Origin of the sequence: Siminovitchia fortis (assembly GCF_003605365.2) — a bacterium.
GTDB lineage: Bacteria > Bacillota > Bacilli > Bacillales > Bacillaceae_C > Siminovitchia > Siminovitchia fortis.
The window spans coordinates 61,738-79,850 of record NZ_QYTU02000002.1 but is presented as its reverse complement, the minus strand read 5'-3'; the positions used below and the strand labels follow the sequence as shown (position 1 = coordinate 79,850).

Genomic DNA, 18,113 nt, shown 5'->3' with positions numbered 1-18,113 from the left:
GATAAGAAAAGCGCAAGCGCCTTGTTTAGCGCAGGCAAACAAGACGATTCCCGAGGAGGCAGTTCTTCAGCCACCACAGGGAAGCGGCTTGTGACCTCGAGGGGCTAGGCGCTGGAGCTGGACAATCACAGCATCGTTCTATATTGATTGAAGACTTTTCTTTAACAGGAACAAAGGGAGGCAGGCGTTTGGATGTTAAAAGAATTGATGGAACACGAAGTAGGGGAACAGGTGGATCTATTTCTCCTTGTAAAAAGTGCCTTCAGGGGAGTGGCAAGCAACGGAAAACCCTTTCTGACACTTATTCTGCAAGACCGGTCAGGAGATATTGAAGCGAAGCTTTGGGATGCTTCTGACAGCGAAGTGAAAGCTTACCAGCAGGGGACGATTGTCCGTGTTGCCGGAGAAGTCCACAATTATCGGGGAAGAATGCAGTTGAAAATAAAAAAAATCAGGCGTTCCAATCCGCAGGACAATATTAATGTCGGGGATTTACTGGAAAAAGCCCCCATATCAAAGGATGAGATTTCAAGTAAGGTAACACAATATATATTTGAAATGAAGAACCCGAATATCCAACGGATCACAAGGCATTTGCTTCGCAAATACCATGAGCCGTTTCTTGAATACCCGGCTGCAACGAAAAATCACCATGAGTTTGTATCGGGTCTCGGTTACCACGTCGTTTCGATGTTGGATTTAGCGAAATCTGTGGCCGAACTGTACCCTTCCCTTGACCGTGATCTGCTGTTTGCGGGTATCATTCTTCATGATCTTGGCAAAGTCATTGAATTGTCCGGTGCTGTAGCAGCCTCTTATACCATTGAAGGGAACTTGCTTGGACATATAACCATCATTGTCAATGAAATCGGAAAAGCTGCCGAGGAGCTGGGAATCCATGGGGAGGAAGTGGTTGTCCTCCAGCATCTCGTTTTAAGCCATCATGGCAAACTGGAGTGGGGGAGCCCGAAACAGCCAATGATCAAAGAGGCTGAAATCCTGTTTCTGATCGACAATATGGACGCAAAAATGAATATGCTGGATCGTGCATTGAAACACGTCAAACCGGGTGAGTTTTCGGAAAAAATATTTCCGCTTGATAACCGCTCATTTTATAAGCCGACATTCCATTCTTGATGCCTCTGTCTTCAGAGGCATTTTTTTGGCATTTTCTCATATATTTAAAATATATGGACTAGCCAATGAAAGGGGATAAGAAAATGGCCTTGCCGATTTGGTTGTATTTCGTCATTGCAGGAATATTCGTCAGTGCGTTCATGGCTGTCAAAACCGCCCGTGAAGAGCGCGAGTTTGAAAGGGAATGGATTGAAAAAGAGGGAGAAGTCTACATTGAGAGGATGGAGGAAGAAAAGGAGCGGAGAAAGGAGATAAGGCAAGCCGGAAGTTAGGGTTTCGATCAGAATGTTTCTCTTGCTGTCGATATCATTAAAAAGAAACCGGGCAGCAGCCCGGTTATTATTTTTCTTCTTTTTTATCTTTTCCTTCATCAACAGGAGCGTCTCCGTCTTCCTTCGGCTCATTTAAAATCTGGTCGAAAGTATCTTTGAGCTCTTTGTCTTTCACTTTGATATCCGCTTTTTCGAGCTCTTTCTTTAAAGCTTCCTGCATCATTTCAGGATCAAGCTTGGCCACTTTTAATTCATTTTTGTACTCGTCTTTTACTTTGTCAAATGGCTTCTTGTCTTTCTTTTCCTTGATATCTGTCACCTGGATAATATGCCAGCCGAACTGGGTTTCCACAGGTTTGCTGATTTCATCCTTTTTCAATTTGAAAGCAGCTTCTTTGAACGTTTCGTCCATTTGGGGATCATCGATGGAGATGGTGCCCAGGTCTCCGCCTTGTTCGTTTGCAGCTGTATCAACAGAATATTTTTTTGCAAGCTTGGCAAAGTCCTCGCCTTTATCCAGCTTATCTTTTACCTCTTTAGCTGTTTTTTCATCATCAACCAAAATGTGGCGGACAGTAATGTCCTTTTGTTTATTCTCATAGTACTCTTTTACTTCTTCCTCAGAGACTTTAATGTCTTTTGATGCAGCTTTTTCCTGAAGAAGGTTGACTTTCAGGGACTGGCGAAAATCGTCTTCGTCCTTGAACCCGCTTTGCATAAGGGCCATTTGGAATTGAGGGCCAAGCTGTTCTTTAAGCTCGTCCATTTTTTTGTCCACTTCTTTATCGGACACTTTGTATTCTTTGGAAAGTACTTTTTCAAAAACAATTTGTTGAAGGGCCTGCTCCCCGTATTTATCTTTCATTGCTTCGTATAATTCATCTTTTGTGACGTTTCCGGCTTTTGTTTTGGCAACAGTATCGCCGCCTTGGCCGCCGCACCCTGCAAGACCGACAATCCCTGCAGCTAAGGAAAGGGATAATACCCATTTTTTCATGTAAGCCAACTCCCTGTTTTTTATATCTATGTGGGTTGAAATTCCACAAGTCATACTATATCACAGTTAGGTGAAGAAAAAAACAATTTCCCGAAAATCTCAGAAATTGGGCGTTTGATTCAGCCAACATGCCCGCCCGCTTCATATGCTATAGCGAAACCGAAAAGGAGGTCATCAATATGGGAGGATTTGGCTATGGCGGAGGCTTTGCGCTTATCGTAGTTTTGTTTATCTTGTTGATCATTGTTGGGACTGCGTTTGTTTGGTAAAAAAGCCTTAAAAAATGGGCGTATACCTTTAGCATAAAATAATTGATTGAATAGGATAAATGGTGAACAAGATTTAGGAGGTGCATAGAAGTGAGCGGAGGCGCTGGATACGGTGCAGGATTTGCTTTGATCGTAGTATTGTTCATTTTGTTAATCATCGTCGGAGCAGCCTGGTTTTACTAAAATTAACAAATCGGCTGCAATCATTGCAGTAAAAAAGGACGGTATCCGCGCAGGGGCCGTCCTTGTTTTGTATGATTATTGTCCGGTTTGCCTGAATCGGCCGACGGACAGGAAGTCCTAGTGCAAGTGAAGCGACAGGACGTCGCAGTCTGAACCTGCCGAAGCGCGGTTCGAGAGGGGCAATCAGCTTACCCCCGGCGCGCTATTCCTATGTGTACAGTATTTCAATATAAGAGGAGAATAGCAAAATAGTAATCAATATATTAATAGTGCGAAATATTTTTGGGTGGCGCTCCTCAGGTATCTCCCGTTGCACACAGAGGGAATACGTCAAGTTATTAAAAATGTATAAAATGAAAATAGCAAATATTATAAACAACGCCGGCAATCCAAATCTCCCCCCAACTATCTCATAAACATACGATAGCAAATTTCACAAAAAAAAGACAGCATAAAAAATGACGCTTCCATAAGTTTTCGGCAAACTTAATGGAAGCATATTACCAGGGATCGTTTTCTACCAATATTTCGTAGCCTTCATTGTTTTCTTCTACAAGGGCATTTTTGGGAGAAAAGAACAATGTTTTAAAATATAAAAGGTCGAACGCCGATATGCCGTTATGGTATGCAAGCAAAATGGTAATATAGTGTCCGAATTGCGGATATAAAAAAAGGGCCGCAAAAAACAGTACATTCAATACAATAAATGGCAATATAAGCGCCAAACCGAATCTGGCCTTAGGAATCGGGTGCCTCACTTTCAAATCTATCACCGGCAAAATACGAAAATACCGTTCGATTTCCCATTTCATATGTTTATAATAAGACATGATCGGTACAATATGAAAAAATTTATGAACCGGATATAGTATAATGAAACAACATAAAAATACAAGAAAAAATTTATCATTGAATTCCCGGGCCGCAATTGCCTGCATTGTTACATAGGATATGATAAAAACAAATACCGAAATGATGGCGGAAATAAAAAAACGCCGGAAAAAATGATGTTTGCGGTCTACGCTGTATGCTTTCCAACAATGCATGGCGACAGCCCCCCAACTTTGCTTATGTTTTCATTCACTCATAATGTACGATGGATGGAAGGGAATTGCAATATGATTTTTGCTTTTTTTCATTGCCTTGTTACAATTTTGTGGTGAATGGATGATAAAAGCTGGAGGTATGTGAATGGACGAGTTATATGAGCGGATCTTGCTGCTGGAATATCACCAAAAATTGCTGTTGGACATGATCCAGCCGGTGAATAAGGACTTTGATCTGCTGATCATTAAGAAGAGGCTGGCGGAAAAGGAAGTGGAGGAATTTTTTCAGTTGTGTGAAGAGCTGTCAGCCGAGATGGAAAAACAGAAAGCGGAAAAGTTTGTGTTTCATTTTCCGCTTTTTAAACAATTTACTTCCAAATTGAATGGAAAATTACAGCCTGAGGAAACGATACAGGCATGTTTAAAACAAAATATCTATCCCGAACTGATGAAAGTATTAAGGCTGAATATCAAATGATTTCCTCTTATGGAGAATGTTCAAAAAGTCACCAAATGATAAGCTGCGAATAGTCTTCGTTATCTTGTTTATAATTTTCTAACTTTTTGATCGCAAATTTATACGGCACTGTTGATTTCAGCCTTTTCCAATCTTCTTCCTTCTTCAAAAAAATCGGATTCAAGATTACTGAAAGACTTTTCAAAAATATCCATAAAGTCATCACCATATATTTGCCTGACAATCACCATCATTTCCATTGCTTCAGGGAGCTTGCCGTATAAATCCTTGAGAGGTGATGCTCCTGTGAAAACCGAGTCTGCGTCGGGATTATAACAGTCGGCCAATTCAAGCAGAAGATCTTCTCCGCGTTCTGTCAGCTTCACGTACGTATTCCGTTTATCATTTTCTTTTTTGGAAAATTGAAGATATCCCCGCTCTGCAAGCTTTTTAGAGAAATTGAAGGCAGTGGAGACATGCATCACACCAAATTTTGCAATATCTGAGATGGATGCGCCTTTTAAATGATAGGCGATCCACAAAATATGGTGTTCATTGATATTCAAATTATATGGCTTGATCCAGTTCTGCCAATCTTTTTCAATGGCTTTCCATAATGCTTTGCTCAATTGGGCCATGCGCTGGCTGAAAATCATTGCTTCTTTGACGGAAACGTGTTTACTTGCCATTTTATTCCCCCGCTTTAAAGGTGTTTCTATTATTATGCAAGAAAAATAATAAAAATTCAATCTGAAAAAAATTGAAAAAATTTAGAATGAAAGAATTTAGAGATAAGGCAAGAGAAATATAGCACAGGTCTCTTGCCCCGGAAGAAGGTCAGGAAGGACGAATAGCGTCTTTTCCTTCTTGAAGCTTGTTCTCAAGCTCAGCAATTGTCTTTTGGATATTTTTTATTTCAGTCTGCATGGCTTCCTTCGTAGGCTCGATTTCATGCTGCCATTCTTCCACAGCTGTTTTCACATCGGTTGCCAGTTCTTTGATGATTTCTTTTCCATCCTGTGAAAGTTTTGTCACGGATTCTTTCAATTCAGTTGCATTTTCTTTAAACTCATTGGCAATTTTGATCCATTCATCTTTCGACTCTCTCATTTGCTTTCGCAGCTCTTTGCCGGATAGAGGAGCGTAAAGAAGGGCCGCGGCTGCACCAATGGCTCCTCCCACAAACAGTCCGTAAGTTAACATTTTTTTGTTCATTTTCCTCACCCTTTTTTTAATTTTTCTTGAAAAAATTAAACTCTCCTGCTAATCACTTTACCCAAACTTGTTCATGTACACACTATTTTTGCATAAGATATAGAAAAGCGTAAGGCGTCGCTTAGCGACGTACAGACTGGAGCGCCTTCGCCGAGATAAAGGAAACACGGCGACGAAGGCAGGCTCAGGACGCGACGTCCTGTCGCTTCGCCTGCACTAGCACATCCTGTGCGTCGGAGCCGATGTTGACTTATCGTAGAAGGAGGCGCAAAGTCTGCTAGTCGCTGACGCCTGAAGGCAGGCTCAGGCAGCGACATCCTGTCGCTTCGCCTGCACTAGGACTTCCTGTCCGTCGCTGGACAATAGAAAAGCGTAAGGCGTCGCTAAGCGACGCAATAAAATTAAGGGCTTTGAGGTGGACGGCTTGAACATCATCATGATCGTTTTCATCACCCTTGGTATACTGATGCTCGCGGCCATGTTCTATAATGTCATTTTGTACCAACGACCCGGCATTTATCCGCCGAAGAAAATATTGAAGGCCCGTGCTGCTTCCCTTGGAAGCATTGGCGGAATCCTTTTCGCCGCCGGTGTTTTATTTGCAATATTTTTTAAGTAAAATAAGAACCCTCACCAACGGCGGGGTTCTTATTGGTTTTAAGAAGCTTGCTGCATCAGATTCGTCCTTCTTAAAATCGTCTTAACAATCGGGAAAAGGATAAACATGGCAATTGCATTCATGATCGTTGCAGGGATGACTACAGTTGCGAATAATGCTGCAAACGGTGCAGGCAACCCGCCGACAATAAGCAAAGCTGATGTCAGGAAGACTGTTCCGGAAACGATTGTACCAACTCCCGTTAGGATTGAGACCCCGATCAGGTTGGACATGTTTTTGGCGATCAGTAAATAAAGTCCGAAGAAAACAAAAGCTGTAATCGGTTTGTCGATCAGGTTTGGAATAAGCCCTCCGGGGAAGCTCGAAGTGAGCCCTGCAAGCAATCCGGTAACTAGACCGAGCAGAAGTACGTTTTTCTTATCCGGGAAAAGTGCAATTCCCAAAAACATCATGGCCAGCATCGTATCCGGCTTCATACCCATATAGATGCCGGGCATGATAAAATGCAGTGCAGCCCCGATCGCAACAAACAACGATAAAATGACAAGCGTTCTTGTATTCATTTGTAACTCTCCTCTTCTCAACTAAGCTCGTAATTTCAATCCTGACATGCTCTGATGCTGCCAGCGAAAGATTAACAGTATTGTAGCATACTATTTTCTGAAAATGAAGCCTTTTTCGTTGTTTAGCGTTGTTATAAAATGCTCAGGTTGTGAGTAACTTATTTGTCACTTAGTGCTGCGTCCGGCTCCGACGGACAGGAAGTCCTAGTGCCGCCGGCGCCACAGGACGTGGCGCTTTAAGGCGGCCAGCGCCTATCGACTAGCAGACTTCACCCTTCTTCCTACGATAAGTCAACATCGCTCCGCTCCGCTGCGCGTGTTTCCTTTATCTCGTCAGAAGCGCTCCAGTCTGTACGTCGATAAACAGGCGCTTGCGCCTTTGATCTTGAGAAGGAAGAACATTATGTCAATTGATTTGAAATTGCTGCTGCCATTGTTTGTAAATCTTCAGAAGAGTACTCAGATTGGTGGCTGACAAACCGCTTTGAAAAACCGTCATTTTCATCGTATCTTGGAATCAGGTGCATATGGTAATGAAAAACTTCCTGTCCGGCAAAAGAACCATTGTTGTTCAGCAGATTCATGCCTTTCGCGCCGAATTCGGCTTTAATGGCCCGTGCAATTTTGGGAACCGCTGAAAAAAGCTTGGCCGCAGTCTCTTCGTCCATTTCAAATATATCTTCCTTATGTACTTTCGGAATGACCAGTGTATGTCCTTTTGTAATTTGGCTTATATCCAAAAAAGCCAGAATATCTTCGTTTTCAAAAACCTTTGCTGACGGAAGTTCGCCATTTACAATTTTACAAAAAATACAGTTGCTCATGTCCACTTCACCTCAAATTGATTATAATAGTCCATTTTATCATACAGGAAGTGAACAGCAAAATGTGCAGAGCCGCTAAGCTCTGCACATTGAAGGATTGCGGTTCATTTTGGAAAGTGTTCTTCATCTCGCCCATCGGTTCGATTAAAGAAGCATTCGATCAATCATTATCATGCCCAACGCAATCATCCCCTTGTAAGGTACAGATTACTGTTCATGCAATTGATGACTTTCCGCGTCTACTGCAGATCAGTGTCTACGACAACCACCCCAGCTTCGCTTTCCCGCTCCCTTCGAAATATATATTGTGCGTTTCGGCACGATCTATTAGAGGTAAAATTCGCCAGCCGTTAGTGCTTGCACGATTGTTTTTTGTTACAATGAAATCAGTTGAACGAGAGGACGGTTGATGATGTCTTTATTGGAAATCAAAAACCTTACCGGCGGATACACGAAAAGGCCCGTATTGAAAGATATATCTTTTTCCATGGAAAAAAGCCAGCTGATCGGCCTGATCGGCCTGAATGGGGCCGGAAAGAGTACGACAATCAAACATATTATCGGATTGATGGAGCCGCGTTCAGGGACAATCACGATAAATGGTACGCGATTGGAAGAGGATCTGGTCAAATATCGGAAGCAGTTTTCCTTCGTGCCCGAAACACCGGTGCTGTATGATGAATTGACACTTGAGGAGCATTTGCAATTGACGGCAATGGCCTATGGGTTATCGCAGGATACATATGAATCGAGGGTCATGCCGCTGCTCAAGGAATTCCGGCTTGATAAAAAATTGAAATGGTTCCCTGCCCATTTTTCCAAAGGCATGAAACAGAAAGTGATGATCATGTGCGCCTTTCTGATTGAACCATCATTGTATATCATCGACGAACCGTTTGTAGGACTTGACCCGCTCGGAATTCAGTCGCTGCTTGAAATAATGGAAAAGATGAAGGAACAAGGGGCCGGCATTCTAATGTCCACCCATATTTTGGCCACTGCCGAACAATTTTGTGACGGGTTTGTCATTTTGCATGACGGAAAAGTACGGGCAAAGGGAACTTTGGAAGAACTGCAGGAGCAGTTCGGCATGCGTGGTGCAACTTTGAACGACATTTATATTCAATTGACAAAGGAAGAGCCCGATGAAGCAAATAAATGAGCTATGGACTGAAAGGCTTCAGGAATTTATAAAAGAAATGCGCCGATACTTCAAATATATGTTTAATGACCATATGAAGTTTGTGTTGATTTTCGGAGGCGGTGCAGCCATTTATTATTATTCGCAATGGGTGAGGAATCTTCCGCAGGATTTCCCGGCTCCCCTTGTCATGTCGCTTATTTTAGCCTTATTTCTGACCATCAGCCCGATCATTACATTGTTAAAAGAAGCGGACATGGTATTCCTTCTGCCACTGGAGAATGAGCTGGCGGGATATTTCAGCAAAGGGATGAGACTCAGCTTTATCATCCAGGCGTATATTCTTCTCCTCGTGCTTGCAGCACTGATGCCCATGTACTTCAAGTCAACGGGTGCCGGGTTGGTTTCTTTCCTCTATTTATTCGCTGTGTTGCTGCTGCTGAAATATTGGAACTTAAGACTGCATTGGGACACGCTGAAAACAATTGAACAGGGGACGCTGGCTGCGGATCCGATCATTCGTTTCATCCTGAATGCAGCGGCCCTTTACCTTATCATTGCAAAAGCTTGGTGGTTCATATTGGCGGTTCTTCTCATCATGGCTGCTTTTGCTCTTTATATGAGAGCTTCTGTGAAAAACAAGATGCTGAAATGGGAGCTGCTGATTGAAAAAGAACAGAGCAGGATGCAAATGTTTTACAGGATGGCCAATATGTTTACCGATGTCCCTCATATAAAAAGCAAAGTATGGAGAAGGAAGTGGATGGATCCTCTCTTTCGCTTTATTCCATTTGCGGATAAAAACACTTACCGGTACTTATATTCAAGGACGCTTGTACGGACCAGCGAGTATTCGGGATTGATTGTCCGATTAACATTGATTGCGTCCGTTCTATTATTTTTTGTTGATAATCTATACGCAGCGATCGGCATTTCGATTCTCTTTCTGTATTTGACGGGCTTTCAGCTTCTGCCCATCTTTAGGCGGCATGATGCGAAGGTATGGGTGCATCTGTATCCTGTACTGCCCCTATATAAAAAGCTGGATTTTTACCGCTTATTGATCCAGGTTCTCGTCGTTCAGGGGCTGGTGTTCGGGCTGGCCGCTCTACTTGGCGGAAGCTTTGTCAACGCGGGGCTGATTTTAATGGCAAGCCTTTTGTTTGCTTTTGTCTTCGGGAAACAATATGCCCCCGGAAGAATCAAGAAAATGGAACAAATGTAAAAGCACCCGTATTTAGCGGGTGCTTTTTGCGTAATTATGAAACTGCAACGGATTCATCTTTTGGGAGCCCCTGTTTTTGATATTCAACAGCAGCCATTGCCAAAGTTTTAGCTCCCAAAAGCATCGACTTTTCGTTAATATCGAATTTCGGATGATGATGCGGGTACGGAGTTTCGGCATCATCCGGCTGGGCGCCGGTGAAGAAGAAAGTACCTTTTACATGCTGTAAATAATATGCGAAGTCCTCTCCACCCATTTGTTGTTCCAATTCTTCGACGTTGGAAACACCCGGAACATCTGCCGCAAGGCCGGCCAAAAATTCTGTCTCCTGTTTGTGGTTGACGACTGCCGGATAACCGCGGTAATAATTAAATTCATGTCCGCAGCCTCCATTGGCCAGACAAGTCCCTTTAACAACAGCATCCATTTCTTGCTCGATCAAGTCACGGACTTCTTCACTGAACGTCCGGACAGTGCCTTGGAGTTTAGCCGTATCCGCAATGACATTAAAGGCATTTTCAGCAATAAAAGAGCTGACGGTGACAACCGCCGGTTCGGCAGGGTTCACCCTTCGGCTTACAATTTGCTGGATATTCGTGACAAGCTGGGAACCAATCGCAACTGCATCCTTTGTTTTATGCGGCATGGCCCCATGGCCCCCCCGGCCTTTAATGACAATTTCAAACCGGTCGGCAGCAGCCATGAACGGGCCTGTCCGATAACTGATCGTTCCATACGGAATCTCCGCCCATAAATGCGTGCCGAAAATGGCATCTACACCATCCAGGCAGCCATCCTTGATCATGGAAATGGCTCCGCCCGGTGCAAGCTCCTCGGCATGCTGATGAATCAAAACATACTCGCCGGAAAGGTCCTCCCTCATTTCGTTAAGGACCTTTCCAATGATCAATAATAATGCAGTATGGCCGTCATGGCCGCATGCATGCATGACACCCGGCACGTTTGAGCTGAACGGAAGGCCGGTTTCTTCCTTGATCGGAAGTGCGTCAAAGTCAGCGCGCAAAGCAATTGTTTTACCGGGCTTTCCGCCTTTGATCCGAGCCACAACACCGTTGCCTCCCACACCGGTTTTTACATCGATCCCGAGACGATTATAAAAATCGGCGATATAGGCCGCTGTTTTGGTTTCTTTGAATGATAATTCGGGATTTTGATGCAGGTGGCGCCTGATTTGAACCATTTCTTCATAATGTTCTTCCAGTTTTTTAAATAGTGCCTGCTTCAACGAGAACCACCGCCTGTTTATGTTTTTCTAAATTATAACATAGTGGGAATTTTATATCTTAACGATTGGAAAACATGGAATTTGTATTGTTAACGAAAAATAAGGAAATGCAGCCGGCAGGCGCATTTCCTTATAGAAATTATAAACCGCTTAAGTTATTGATAACTCGTTATCTTTTTGTGCTATGTCCAGCTCCAGCGCCCAGCGACTAGCAAACTTCGCCCTCCTCCACTACGATAAGTCAACATCGGCTCCTTCGTCGCCGTGTTTCCTTTATCTCATTGCGGAGGGCTCCAGTTTGTACGTCGCTAAACGGGCGCTTGCGCTTTTCTTTATATGAAAAACAAAGCGGCAATGGTTGTAACGATCAAGCCGGTAATGACAGGGACGAGATTGCGCCTGGCCAGTTCAAAAGGATCGACATTGCAGATGGCCGCGGCCGGTATGAGCGCCCACGGAATGAGGGTTCCGCCCCCGACCCAGATTGTTGTAATCTGTCCCAAAGCTGTCAAAGAGGCTGTGCCGGAACCGATGGCTTTGCCGAACAGTGCGGCAATGGAGCCTGTCAGCGGAAGGCCGGAGAAACCGGAGCCGTCCAATCCTGTAATCACTCCGACTGCGGCAATTGTAAATGCTCCCAATGTTTTGGTGACAGGTACGGCAGCGGCAAGTGCTGTTCCAAGGTCGTTGATGATCCCTTCGGATCCTTCAGGCAAGGGACTGCCGATCATCTGCTCAAATCCGCCTCCGCCCAGATAGAAAAATGCGGCAATGGGAATGACCGGACCGAAAACCCGAAAGCCGAACTGCAGCCCTTCTATAAGAAATTTCGTTGTTTTTTCCAATGCCTGCTGTTTATGCGCCGCAATAGATGTGAATATTAGTATTAATACGGATGTACCGCCAATGAGGGCGGTGGCTTCGCCGCCTTGAAGATTCAAAGTAAACATCATGACAATATTGCCTGCAAATAAGAGAGGAATAATGACTGCGAAGATTCGTTTGACGGGAAGGGAAAGTTCGCTTTCTTCACTTTCCTTCATGACTTCTTCTGAGGCGAATCCTTTTACGGAGTTAAGCTTTCCTTTTTTCATATCCCTTTTTAAAAGGATGAACGCGGTGACTGTTGTTACAACTCCCATAATGATGATAAGAGGGATGCTTGCGGCGATAACATCGGAAGCGGCAATGCCTGCCGCATCCCCGGACAGTTTGGGTGCGGCCTGGATGATGAAATCGCCGGATAATGCTATGCCGTGCCCGAACAGGTTCATCGCAATCGCGGCTCCAAGGGCCGGAAGGCCGACACGGAGGGCGACGGGAAGCAGCACAGCCCCCATCAAGGCGACAGCAGGAGAGGGCCAGAAGAACCAGGAAATGATCATCATGACGATTCCGATCGTCCAAAAGGCGAGCGCCGGCGTTTTGATCGCCCTGGCAAATGGAGAAATCATCAGGTCATTGATTCCGGCTGCCATTAATATTTTGCTCATGGATGAAATGATGGCAATGACGAGGATGATGGACAAAAGCTCGGAAATGGTATACATGAAGCTTGTAAAAATACTGCTGATGGATGCGGCCAATGATCCCGTGGAGGTAAAAGCGAGCAGAAAAACACCTGTCACGCAAACAATTGTGATGTCACGCCTAAAAAACATCAACAGGATTGTAAGCCCAATGAACAGAAGATAAATCCAATGTAAAGCAGTCAATTCCATTCCCACATTCATTCCCCCCCTGCAGCTTCATATGTCGGTAGGGACAAAAGCCCAATTTCCTATACTGCATCATATGAAAACCCGGGAAGGGTGTGTCAACATATTCAGGCTTTAATCTGCATTTTCCTCTTTTTCATCATCCAGCACAAAGACGGATACATAAGATGGTCCCGAAAATACGCTTGTGCTTTTAGCGGGTTGGATTGTTGAATGAGATTCGGCAAACGATGAAGATTGCTTCCAATCTTTGTAAGCTTCTTCATTCTTCCACATCGTCATGACAATATACGTATCATTGGAAAGCGGGCGCAGTAATCTAAAGGCGGTGAAGCCGGGAAATGAATCGACTTTTTTCATCCGCTCCGTAAACTTAAATTCAAATACCGGCCGGCCCTCTTCGCGCACAGGTATATGGTTGCAAGCAACGAACCCTTTCTCTTCAAGCTGCCCTGACGAATGGATGACTTCGTATTTTCTGGGTGATTGAAAAAACGTTGCTCCATTAGTTTCATGCCATAACAGGGCCGTTTCCGCGTTTTGCATTAAAAGCATACATTCGTCCGGATGCTGTTCCACAAGTTTTTTCAAGAAATAATAAGTTCCTGTTGTAATGTATGTGTACAATCTAGACACCCCTTTTCTTCAGAATAGCCATTACATGAGTCTACCCAAAATGGGAGAGGACAAAACAAAGCACGTGAGCTCATAAAAAAGCACAAATTTATGACAACCCCGCATTCCGCTATACTTTGGAATAAAAAAATACTATAGTAGGCATGTGTCAATCGCACTATTAAATAATATTGTTCTTATATTTAGAAAAGCGCAAGCGCCTTGCCCATCGACGTACAGACTGGAGTGGCCTCCGACGAGATAAAGGAAACACGGCGAGGAACGAGCCGATGTTGACTTATCGTAGGAGGAGGTGCGAAGTCTGCTAGTCGATAGGCGCTGGAGCTAGACAACAAAAGGCTTTGTTCAAAATTTTAATGCTAAAAAATCTTATACTTTCTTACTCTGATAAAAAAACCTGAAAGGTGGCTTCCTTGTTCATGGGCAAAATAACAAATGATACATTTTTAAGGGCTGCAAAAGGGGAGAAAACGGATCATGTGCCTGTCTGGTATATGCGCCAGGCCGGGCGTTCTCAGCCGGAATACCGGGAACTGAAAGAAAAGTATTCTCTGTTTGAAATCACGCATCGTCCGGAGCTTTGCGCATACGTAACAAGGCTCCCGGTAGAAAATTATAATGTGGACGCGGCTATTTTATACAAAGATATCATGACACCTCTTCCGGCGCTGGGCGTGAATGTCGAAATCGTCAGTGGAGTCGGCCCTGTCATTGATAATCCGATTCGTTCCGCAGCTGATGTTGAAAAGCTCGGTGAGCTCCATCCGGAAAAAGATATTGATTATGTTTTAGAAACAATCAGGATTTTAACGGAAGAGCAATTAACGGTCCCATTGATCGGATTTGGAGGGGCACCATTTACGTTGGCGTCATATATGGTTGAAGGAGGCCCTTCAAAAAATTACCATAAAACGAAAGCGTTCATGTATTCGGAGCCAAAAGCCTGGTCGCTATTGATGGAAAAGCTTGCTGATATGACGGTCGTTTATTTAAAAGCCCAAATCAAGGCGGGAGCCAGCGCCGTGCAATTATTTGATTCATGGGTCGGTGCACTGAGCCGTGCAGATTACCGCACGTTTATCAAGCCTGTTATGGAAAAGATATTCACTGAATTGAAAAACGAGAATGTCCCGCTCATCATGCATGGAGTGGGAGCCAGCCATCTTGCGCTGGAATGGAACGGTTTGCCGCTTGATGTGGTAGGCCTTGATTGGAGGCTCCCGATTGCAGATGCCCGTAAGCTAGGCATTACAAAAGCAGTGCAAGGAAACCTGGATCCGGCTGTGCTCATTTCTTCATGGGATGTCATAGAAGAGAGGGCGAAGGTAATCATTGATCAGGGAATAGAAAAGCCGGGCTTTATTTTCAATCTTGGCCACGGCGTATTCCCCGAAGTCAAACCAGATACACTGAAAAAACTGACTGCATTTGTTCATGAATACAGTGCAGAGAAACTAAAGCAGTAATTTTTACAGAAGGAGAGCAGCAAGATGCCGAAAAAGAAAATGGGATTGCTCGTTATGGCATACGGAACTCCATATAACGAAGATGATATTGAACGTTATTATACTCACATTAGGCGCGGCAGGAAGCCTTCCCCCGAAGCATTGGAAGATTTAAGGAACAGATATAAGGCGATCGGGGGAATTTCACCGCTTGCAAAAATTACCGAAGACCAGGCATACGGGCTTGCCGGCCGGTTGAATGAAATTCAGGACGATGTTGAATTCAAGGCATACATCGGGTTAAAGCACATTGAGCCTTTCATTGAAGACGCAGTACAGAAAATGCATGACGACGGCATTGAAGAGGCCGTATCGATCGTATTGGCTCCTCATTTCTCCACTTTCAGCGTCAAGTCGTACAACGGACGGGCACAGGAAAAGGCCGCCGAATTGGGAGGCCCTGAAATCACGTCCATTGAAAGCTGGTACAAGGAACCGAAATTCATAGATTACTGGGTCAGGAAGGTAAAAGAAGTTTACGATAACATGCCGGCAGAAGAAAGGGAGGCTGCCTGCCTGATCGTATCGGCACACAGCCTGCCGGAGAAAATCCTTCAATTTCAAGATCCGTATCCCCGGCAATTGCAGGAGACCGCAGACTTGATTGCTCAAGGAGCCGGCATCAAAGAATATGAGGTTGGGTGGCAAAGTGAGGGCAATACGCCAGAGCCGTGGCTCGGCCCGGATGTGCAGGATTTGACACGTGATTTATATCACAAGAAAAAGTACAAGGCTTTTGTTTATATCCCGGCGGGATTTGTATCAACCCACCTGGAAGTGCTCTATGATAATGACCACGAGTGCAAAGTTGTGACAGATGAAGTGGGGGCGGCGTATTACCGGCCTGCGATGCCGGATGCACAGCCTGAATTTATCGATGCACTGGCTGCAGTTGTTTTAAAGAAACTTGGAAAACAATAATTAAAAGAAGGCGATTTCGGTTTGGCGGAAGACAGGAAAAAAGTTGTTGTGGTCGGCGGTGGAATTACCGGTTTAACAGCAGCGTATTATTTGCAGAAAACAATTCATGAAAAGCAGCTGCCGTGTGAAGTTTTGCTTGTAGAAGCAAGCCATAAGCTTGGAGGCAAATTTCAAACAGTATATAAAGATGGATTTACAATCGAACGCGGGCCCGACTCCTTTCTTGAAAGGAAAAGGAGTGCGGCGGAGCTTGCCATCGATGTCGGTTTGAAAGATGAACTGGTGAACAATACAGCGGGACGGTCTTTTGTACTTGCCAATGAGAAGCTCCATCCGATGCCCAAAGGAGCTGTCATGGGAATTCCGACGAAAATAACCCCTTTTATTACAACGGATTTATTCTCCATCCAGGGCAAAATGAGGGCGGCGGCGGATTTTGTCATGCCGCGCTCAAAAGTTTCGGGCGATCAATCATTGGGCGGCTTTTTCCGCAGGCGTCTCGGGGACGAGGTGGTGGAAAATCTCGTCGAACCGCTGCTTTCGGGTATTTATGCAGGCGACATTGACCGGCTCAGCCTGATGTCTACATTTCCGCAGTTTTATCAGGTGGAACAAAAATACCGAAGTTTGATCATGGGCATGAAAAAGACAACACCCTCTGCACCGAAAAAAGAAGTAAGTCCAAAGAATCAAGGGATTTTCTTAACTTTGAAAGGCGGTTTGCAGTCGCTTGTCAAGGCAATTGAAGAAAAACTCGATCCTTCTTCCATCTTAAAAGGGACACGTGTCGTTTCGATTGTAAATAACGATGAAAAAGGATACAAGCTTCAATTGAATAACGGAGAGTGGGTGGAAGCGGACAGTATCATCCTCGCCCTGCCTCATTTTGCGCTGGCAGATTTATTTCCTGATGACCCTCTCATTCATGGGCTGAAGGAAATGCCTGCAACTTCGGTGGCAACCGTTGCGATGGCTTTTGATGCGAAAGATGTCAATGATCACATGGACGGGACCGGTTTTGTAGTATCAAGAAACAGTGATTACACAATCACTGCATGTACATGGACGCATAAAAAATGGCCGCATACAACACCGGAAGGCAAAGTACTGCTGCGCTGCTACGTTGGCCGCGCAGGTGAGGAAACAGTTGTTGATTTATCGGATGAAGAGATAGAAAGAATTGTTTTGGCGGATTTGAAGCGGACAATGGATTTACATGCAAAGCCGGATTTTACCATTGTGACACGCTGGAAACAGGCGATGCCGCAATACACTGTCGGCCATAAAGAACGGATTGGCAGAATCAAATCAAATCTTCGGGATGCCATGCCCGGCGTATTCATTGCCGGAAGCTCCTATGAAGGGCTGGGAATTCCCGATTGTATTGACCAGGGAAAAGCGGCGGCAGACGAGGTTTTACAACATATCGGTTAAAATTAAAAGCGGAAGAATAGTCCCCGTTGGGCTTATTCTTCCGCTTTCTTGTTAAAGTGCCGCTTTGATATCTTTAATGATCTGTTTGAATGGTACTTTTTTATCTCCGGGATATTCCCCGATCAGCTCCCCGTCTTTATTAAAAAGGTAGAAGCTGGTTCCATGGATGACTTGGTCATCGTCGCGCGGCTTTTTCACGACTGTTTTAAAATTTTTTGGAGCATAATCTTCTATTTCTTCCTGTGAGTACCCTGTAAGAAAGTGCCATCTGGAAAAATCGGCGCCGAAAGATTCCCCATATTTTTTTAGCACCTCGGGTGTATCGACTTCCGGGTCTACACTGAAAGAAACAAAATGGACATCGTCCAGCCCCTTTTCTTTCACTTTTTCCTGCAGATCGCTCATATTCATCGTCATTGGGGGACAGACCGTCGTACAATTCGTGAAAACGAAATCGGAGACCCAGACCTTGCCTTTTAAATCCTTGAGCCCGAAAGGCTTCCCATCCTGATCAGTATAATTGAAGTCCTCAATGGGCTTTCCGCTTTTTTGCGAAGAGCAGGCGCTTAAAATGAGAATGAAAGATATGAAAATAACGGAAAAAACTTTTTTCAAAAAAAAACCTCCCGAAAAACGCACATTTGCATCCATTATACCCAATATATGCAATGCGTTGGCGGCAAACGGCCAATGTTCAGAAATAAT

At 44.4% G+C, this 18,113-nt stretch carries 22 protein-coding genes; 11 read left to right on the top strand and 11 right to left on the bottom strand.

Annotation, left to right across the window (positions count from 1 at the left end; all coding sequences use genetic code 11):
* Positions 1 to 192 precede the first annotated feature (192 nt).
* Both yhaM and D4N35_RS02110 read left to right on the top strand, forming a co-directional pair.
* On the top strand, positions 193 to 1,137 hold the full coding sequence (gene yhaM, locus D4N35_RS02115) for a 3'-5' exoribonuclease YhaM (RefSeq protein ID WP_120069246.1): 945 nt from the start codon (positions 193 to 195) through the stop codon (positions 1,135 to 1,137).
* An 83-nt stretch (positions 1,138 to 1,220) separates the two neighbouring features.
* On the top strand, positions 1,221 to 1,409 hold the full coding sequence (locus D4N35_RS02110; RefSeq protein WP_120069242.1) for a sporulation YhaL family protein: 189 nt from the start codon (positions 1,221 to 1,223) through the stop codon (positions 1,407 to 1,409).
* 67 nt (positions 1,410 to 1,476) lie between these two features.
* Here the strand turns inward: D4N35_RS02110 and D4N35_RS02105 are convergent, their stop codons facing one another.
* A complete protein-coding gene (locus D4N35_RS02105) occupies positions 1,477 to 2,406 on the bottom strand; it encodes a peptidylprolyl isomerase (RefSeq protein WP_120069239.1) in 930 nt (309 codons plus the stop codon).
* A gap of 179 nt (positions 2,407 to 2,585) precedes the next feature.
* Here D4N35_RS02105 and D4N35_RS02100 point away from each other — a divergent pair, with 179 nt between their 5' ends.
* Positions 2,586 to 2,675, top strand: coding sequence for a YjcZ family sporulation protein (locus D4N35_RS02100; protein WP_120069235.1), 90 nt, complete (start codon positions 2,586 to 2,588; stop codon positions 2,673 to 2,675).
* A gap of 90 nt (positions 2,676 to 2,765) precedes the next feature.
* Positions 2,766 to 2,858, top strand: a complete 93-nt coding sequence (locus D4N35_RS02095; RefSeq protein ID WP_120069233.1) for a YjcZ family sporulation protein — start codon at positions 2,766 to 2,768, stop codon at positions 2,856 to 2,858.
* Between the two features lie 208 nt (positions 2,859 to 3,066).
* Here the strand turns inward: D4N35_RS02095 and D4N35_RS18340 are convergent, their stop codons facing one another.
* A complete protein-coding gene (locus D4N35_RS18340; protein ID WP_018705485.1) occupies positions 3,067 to 3,246 on the bottom strand; it encodes a hypothetical protein in 180 nt (59 codons plus the stop codon).
* Positions 3,247 to 3,358: 112 nt separating this feature from the next.
* Positions 3,359 to 3,904: a DUF3267 domain-containing protein gene (locus D4N35_RS02085; protein ID WP_120069230.1), complete on the bottom strand. Its 546-nt coding sequence runs from the start codon at positions 3,902 to 3,904 to the stop codon at positions 3,359 to 3,361.
* 145 nt (positions 3,905 to 4,049) lie between these two features.
* Between D4N35_RS02085 and D4N35_RS02080 the strand changes: the two genes are divergently transcribed.
* Positions 4,050 to 4,382 carry a DUF1878 family protein gene (locus tag D4N35_RS02080; protein WP_120069227.1) on the top strand — a complete coding sequence of 111 codons (333 nt, stop codon included), beginning with the start codon at positions 4,050 to 4,052 and terminating at the stop codon, positions 4,380 to 4,382.
* Between the two features lie 98 nt (positions 4,383 to 4,480).
* On the opposite strand, the gene D4N35_RS02075 is transcribed toward D4N35_RS02080, so the two are convergent.
* On the bottom strand, positions 4,481 to 5,050 hold the full coding sequence (locus D4N35_RS02075) for an HTH-type transcriptional regulator Hpr (protein ID WP_120069225.1): 570 nt from the start codon (positions 5,048 to 5,050) through the stop codon (positions 4,481 to 4,483).
* A gap of 148 nt (positions 5,051 to 5,198) precedes the next feature.
* Positions 5,199 to 5,576: a YtxH domain-containing protein gene (locus tag D4N35_RS02070; protein ID WP_120069222.1), complete on the bottom strand. Its 378-nt coding sequence runs from the start codon at positions 5,574 to 5,576 to the stop codon at positions 5,199 to 5,201.
* Positions 5,577 to 6,000: 424 nt separating this feature from the next.
* Between D4N35_RS02070 and yhzF the strand changes: the two genes are divergently transcribed.
* The gene (gene yhzF, locus D4N35_RS02065) at positions 6,001 to 6,195 is read left to right on the top strand and encodes a membrane protein YhzF (RefSeq protein ID WP_120069219.1); all 195 of its coding nucleotides are present in this window, start codon (positions 6,001 to 6,003) and stop codon (positions 6,193 to 6,195) included.
* Positions 6,196 to 6,233: 38 nt separating this feature from the next.
* Here the strand turns inward: yhzF and D4N35_RS02060 are convergent, their stop codons facing one another.
* Complete coding sequence (locus tag D4N35_RS02060; RefSeq protein WP_120069216.1) at positions 6,234 to 6,758, bottom strand: tryptophan transporter; 525 nt, start codon at positions 6,756 to 6,758, stop codon at positions 6,234 to 6,236.
* Between the two features lie 401 nt (positions 6,759 to 7,159).
* Positions 7,160 to 7,582, bottom strand: coding sequence for an HIT family protein (locus tag D4N35_RS02055; protein WP_120069213.1), 423 nt, complete (start codon positions 7,580 to 7,582; stop codon positions 7,160 to 7,162).
* A gap of 409 nt (positions 7,583 to 7,991) precedes the next feature.
* Between D4N35_RS02055 and D4N35_RS02050 the strand changes: the two genes are divergently transcribed.
* Together D4N35_RS02050 and D4N35_RS02045 are read left to right on the top strand one after the other, a co-directional pair.
* Positions 7,992 to 8,744 carry an ABC transporter ATP-binding protein gene (locus tag D4N35_RS02050; RefSeq protein WP_128205390.1) on the top strand — a complete coding sequence of 251 codons (753 nt, stop codon included), beginning with the start codon at positions 7,992 to 7,994 and terminating at the stop codon, positions 8,742 to 8,744.
* Entirely contained in the window at positions 8,728 to 9,948 is a 1,221-nt protein-coding gene (locus D4N35_RS02045) for an ABC transporter permease (protein WP_120069208.1), read from the top strand. Before D4N35_RS02050 ends, D4N35_RS02045 begins: the two co-directional genes overlap by 17 nt.
* Positions 9,949 to 9,982: 34 nt before the next feature.
* On the opposite strand, the gene D4N35_RS02040 is transcribed toward D4N35_RS02045, so the two are convergent.
* From D4N35_RS02040 to D4N35_RS02030, 3 genes are all read right to left on the bottom strand, one after another.
* Positions 9,983 to 11,194 carry a M20 metallopeptidase family protein gene (locus D4N35_RS02040; RefSeq protein WP_120069205.1) on the bottom strand — a complete coding sequence of 404 codons (1,212 nt, stop codon included), beginning with the start codon at positions 11,192 to 11,194 and terminating at the stop codon, positions 9,983 to 9,985.
* Between the two features lie 332 nt (positions 11,195 to 11,526).
* Positions 11,527 to 12,921 carry a hypothetical protein gene (locus tag D4N35_RS02035; RefSeq protein ID WP_120069201.1) on the bottom strand — a complete coding sequence of 465 codons (1,395 nt, stop codon included), beginning with the start codon at positions 12,919 to 12,921 and terminating at the stop codon, positions 11,527 to 11,529.
* Between the two features lie 105 nt (positions 12,922 to 13,026).
* Complete coding sequence (locus D4N35_RS02030; protein WP_120069199.1) at positions 13,027 to 13,539, bottom strand: antibiotic biosynthesis monooxygenase family protein; 513 nt, start codon at positions 13,537 to 13,539, stop codon at positions 13,027 to 13,029.
* 428 nt (positions 13,540 to 13,967) lie between these two features.
* On the opposite strand from D4N35_RS02030, the gene hemE reads away from it, so the two are divergent.
* The 3 genes from hemE to hemY are packed head-to-tail and all read left to right on the top strand — an operon-like array spanning position 13,968 to position 17,408.
* Positions 13,968 to 15,014, top strand: coding sequence for a uroporphyrinogen decarboxylase (gene hemE, locus D4N35_RS02025; RefSeq protein ID WP_120069196.1), 1,047 nt, complete (start codon positions 13,968 to 13,970; stop codon positions 15,012 to 15,014).
* A 24-nt stretch (positions 15,015 to 15,038) separates the two neighbouring features.
* The gene (gene hemH, locus D4N35_RS02020) at positions 15,039 to 15,974 is read left to right on the top strand and encodes a ferrochelatase (protein WP_120069193.1); all 936 of its coding nucleotides are present in this window, start codon (positions 15,039 to 15,041) and stop codon (positions 15,972 to 15,974) included.
* Between the two features lie 21 nt (positions 15,975 to 15,995).
* Positions 15,996 to 17,408, top strand: coding sequence for a protoporphyrinogen oxidase (gene hemY / locus D4N35_RS02015; RefSeq protein WP_120069189.1), 1,413 nt, complete (start codon positions 15,996 to 15,998; stop codon positions 17,406 to 17,408).
* Positions 17,409 to 17,459: 51 nt separating this feature from the next.
* Here hemY and D4N35_RS02010 read toward each other — a convergent pair whose 3' ends face one another.
* The gene (locus D4N35_RS02010; RefSeq protein ID WP_391564087.1) at positions 17,460 to 18,059 is read right to left on the bottom strand and encodes an SCO family protein; all 600 of its coding nucleotides are present in this window, start codon (positions 18,057 to 18,059) and stop codon (positions 17,460 to 17,462) included.
* Positions 18,060 to 18,113 lie beyond the last annotated feature (54 nt).

What these genes read in the sequence shown, in the direction of transcription:
- D4N35_RS02100 (WP_120069235.1), top strand. Translation starts at nt 2,586, where the DNA reads ATGGGAGGATTTGGCTATGGCGGAGGCTTTGCGCTTATCGTAGTTTTG.
- D4N35_RS02085 (WP_120069230.1), bottom strand. Translation starts at nt 3,904, where the DNA reads ATGCATTGTTGGAAAGCATACAGCGTAGACCGCAAACATCATTTTTTC.
- hemE (WP_120069196.1), top strand. Translation starts at nt 13,968, where the DNA reads ATGGGCAAAATAACAAATGATACATTTTTAAGGGCTGCAAAAGGGGAG.
- D4N35_RS02055 (WP_120069213.1), bottom strand. Translation starts at nt 7,582, where the DNA reads ATGAGCAACTGTATTTTTTGTAAAATTGTAAATGGCGAACTTCCGTCA.
- D4N35_RS02010 (WP_391564087.1), bottom strand. Translation starts at nt 18,059, where the DNA reads ATGGATGCAAATGTGCGTTTTTCGGGAGGTTTTTTTTTGAAAAAAGTT.
- D4N35_RS02105 (WP_120069239.1), bottom strand. Translation starts at nt 2,406, where the DNA reads ATGAAAAAATGGGTATTATCCCTTTCCTTAGCTGCAGGGATTGTCGGT.
- D4N35_RS02060 (WP_120069216.1), bottom strand. Translation starts at nt 6,758, where the DNA reads ATGAATACAAGAACGCTTGTCATTTTATCGTTGTTTGTTGCGATCGGG.
- D4N35_RS02050 (WP_128205390.1), top strand. Translation starts at nt 7,992, where the DNA reads ATGATGTCTTTATTGGAAATCAAAAACCTTACCGGCGGATACACGAAA.
- D4N35_RS02070 (WP_120069222.1), bottom strand. Translation starts at nt 5,576, where the DNA reads ATGAACAAAAAAATGTTAACTTACGGACTGTTTGTGGGAGGAGCCATT.
- yhaM (WP_120069246.1), top strand. Translation starts at nt 193, where the DNA reads ATGTTAAAAGAATTGATGGAACACGAAGTAGGGGAACAGGTGGATCTA.
- D4N35_RS02110 (WP_120069242.1), top strand. Translation starts at nt 1,221, where the DNA reads ATGGCCTTGCCGATTTGGTTGTATTTCGTCATTGCAGGAATATTCGTC.
- D4N35_RS02045 (WP_120069208.1), top strand. Translation starts at nt 8,728, where the DNA reads ATGAAGCAAATAAATGAGCTATGGACTGAAAGGCTTCAGGAATTTATA.
- D4N35_RS02080 (WP_120069227.1), top strand. Translation starts at nt 4,050, where the DNA reads ATGGACGAGTTATATGAGCGGATCTTGCTGCTGGAATATCACCAAAAA.
- hemH (WP_120069193.1), top strand. Translation starts at nt 15,039, where the DNA reads ATGCCGAAAAAGAAAATGGGATTGCTCGTTATGGCATACGGAACTCCA.
- D4N35_RS02075 (WP_120069225.1), bottom strand. Translation starts at nt 5,050, where the DNA reads ATGGCAAGTAAACACGTTTCCGTCAAAGAAGCAATGATTTTCAGCCAG.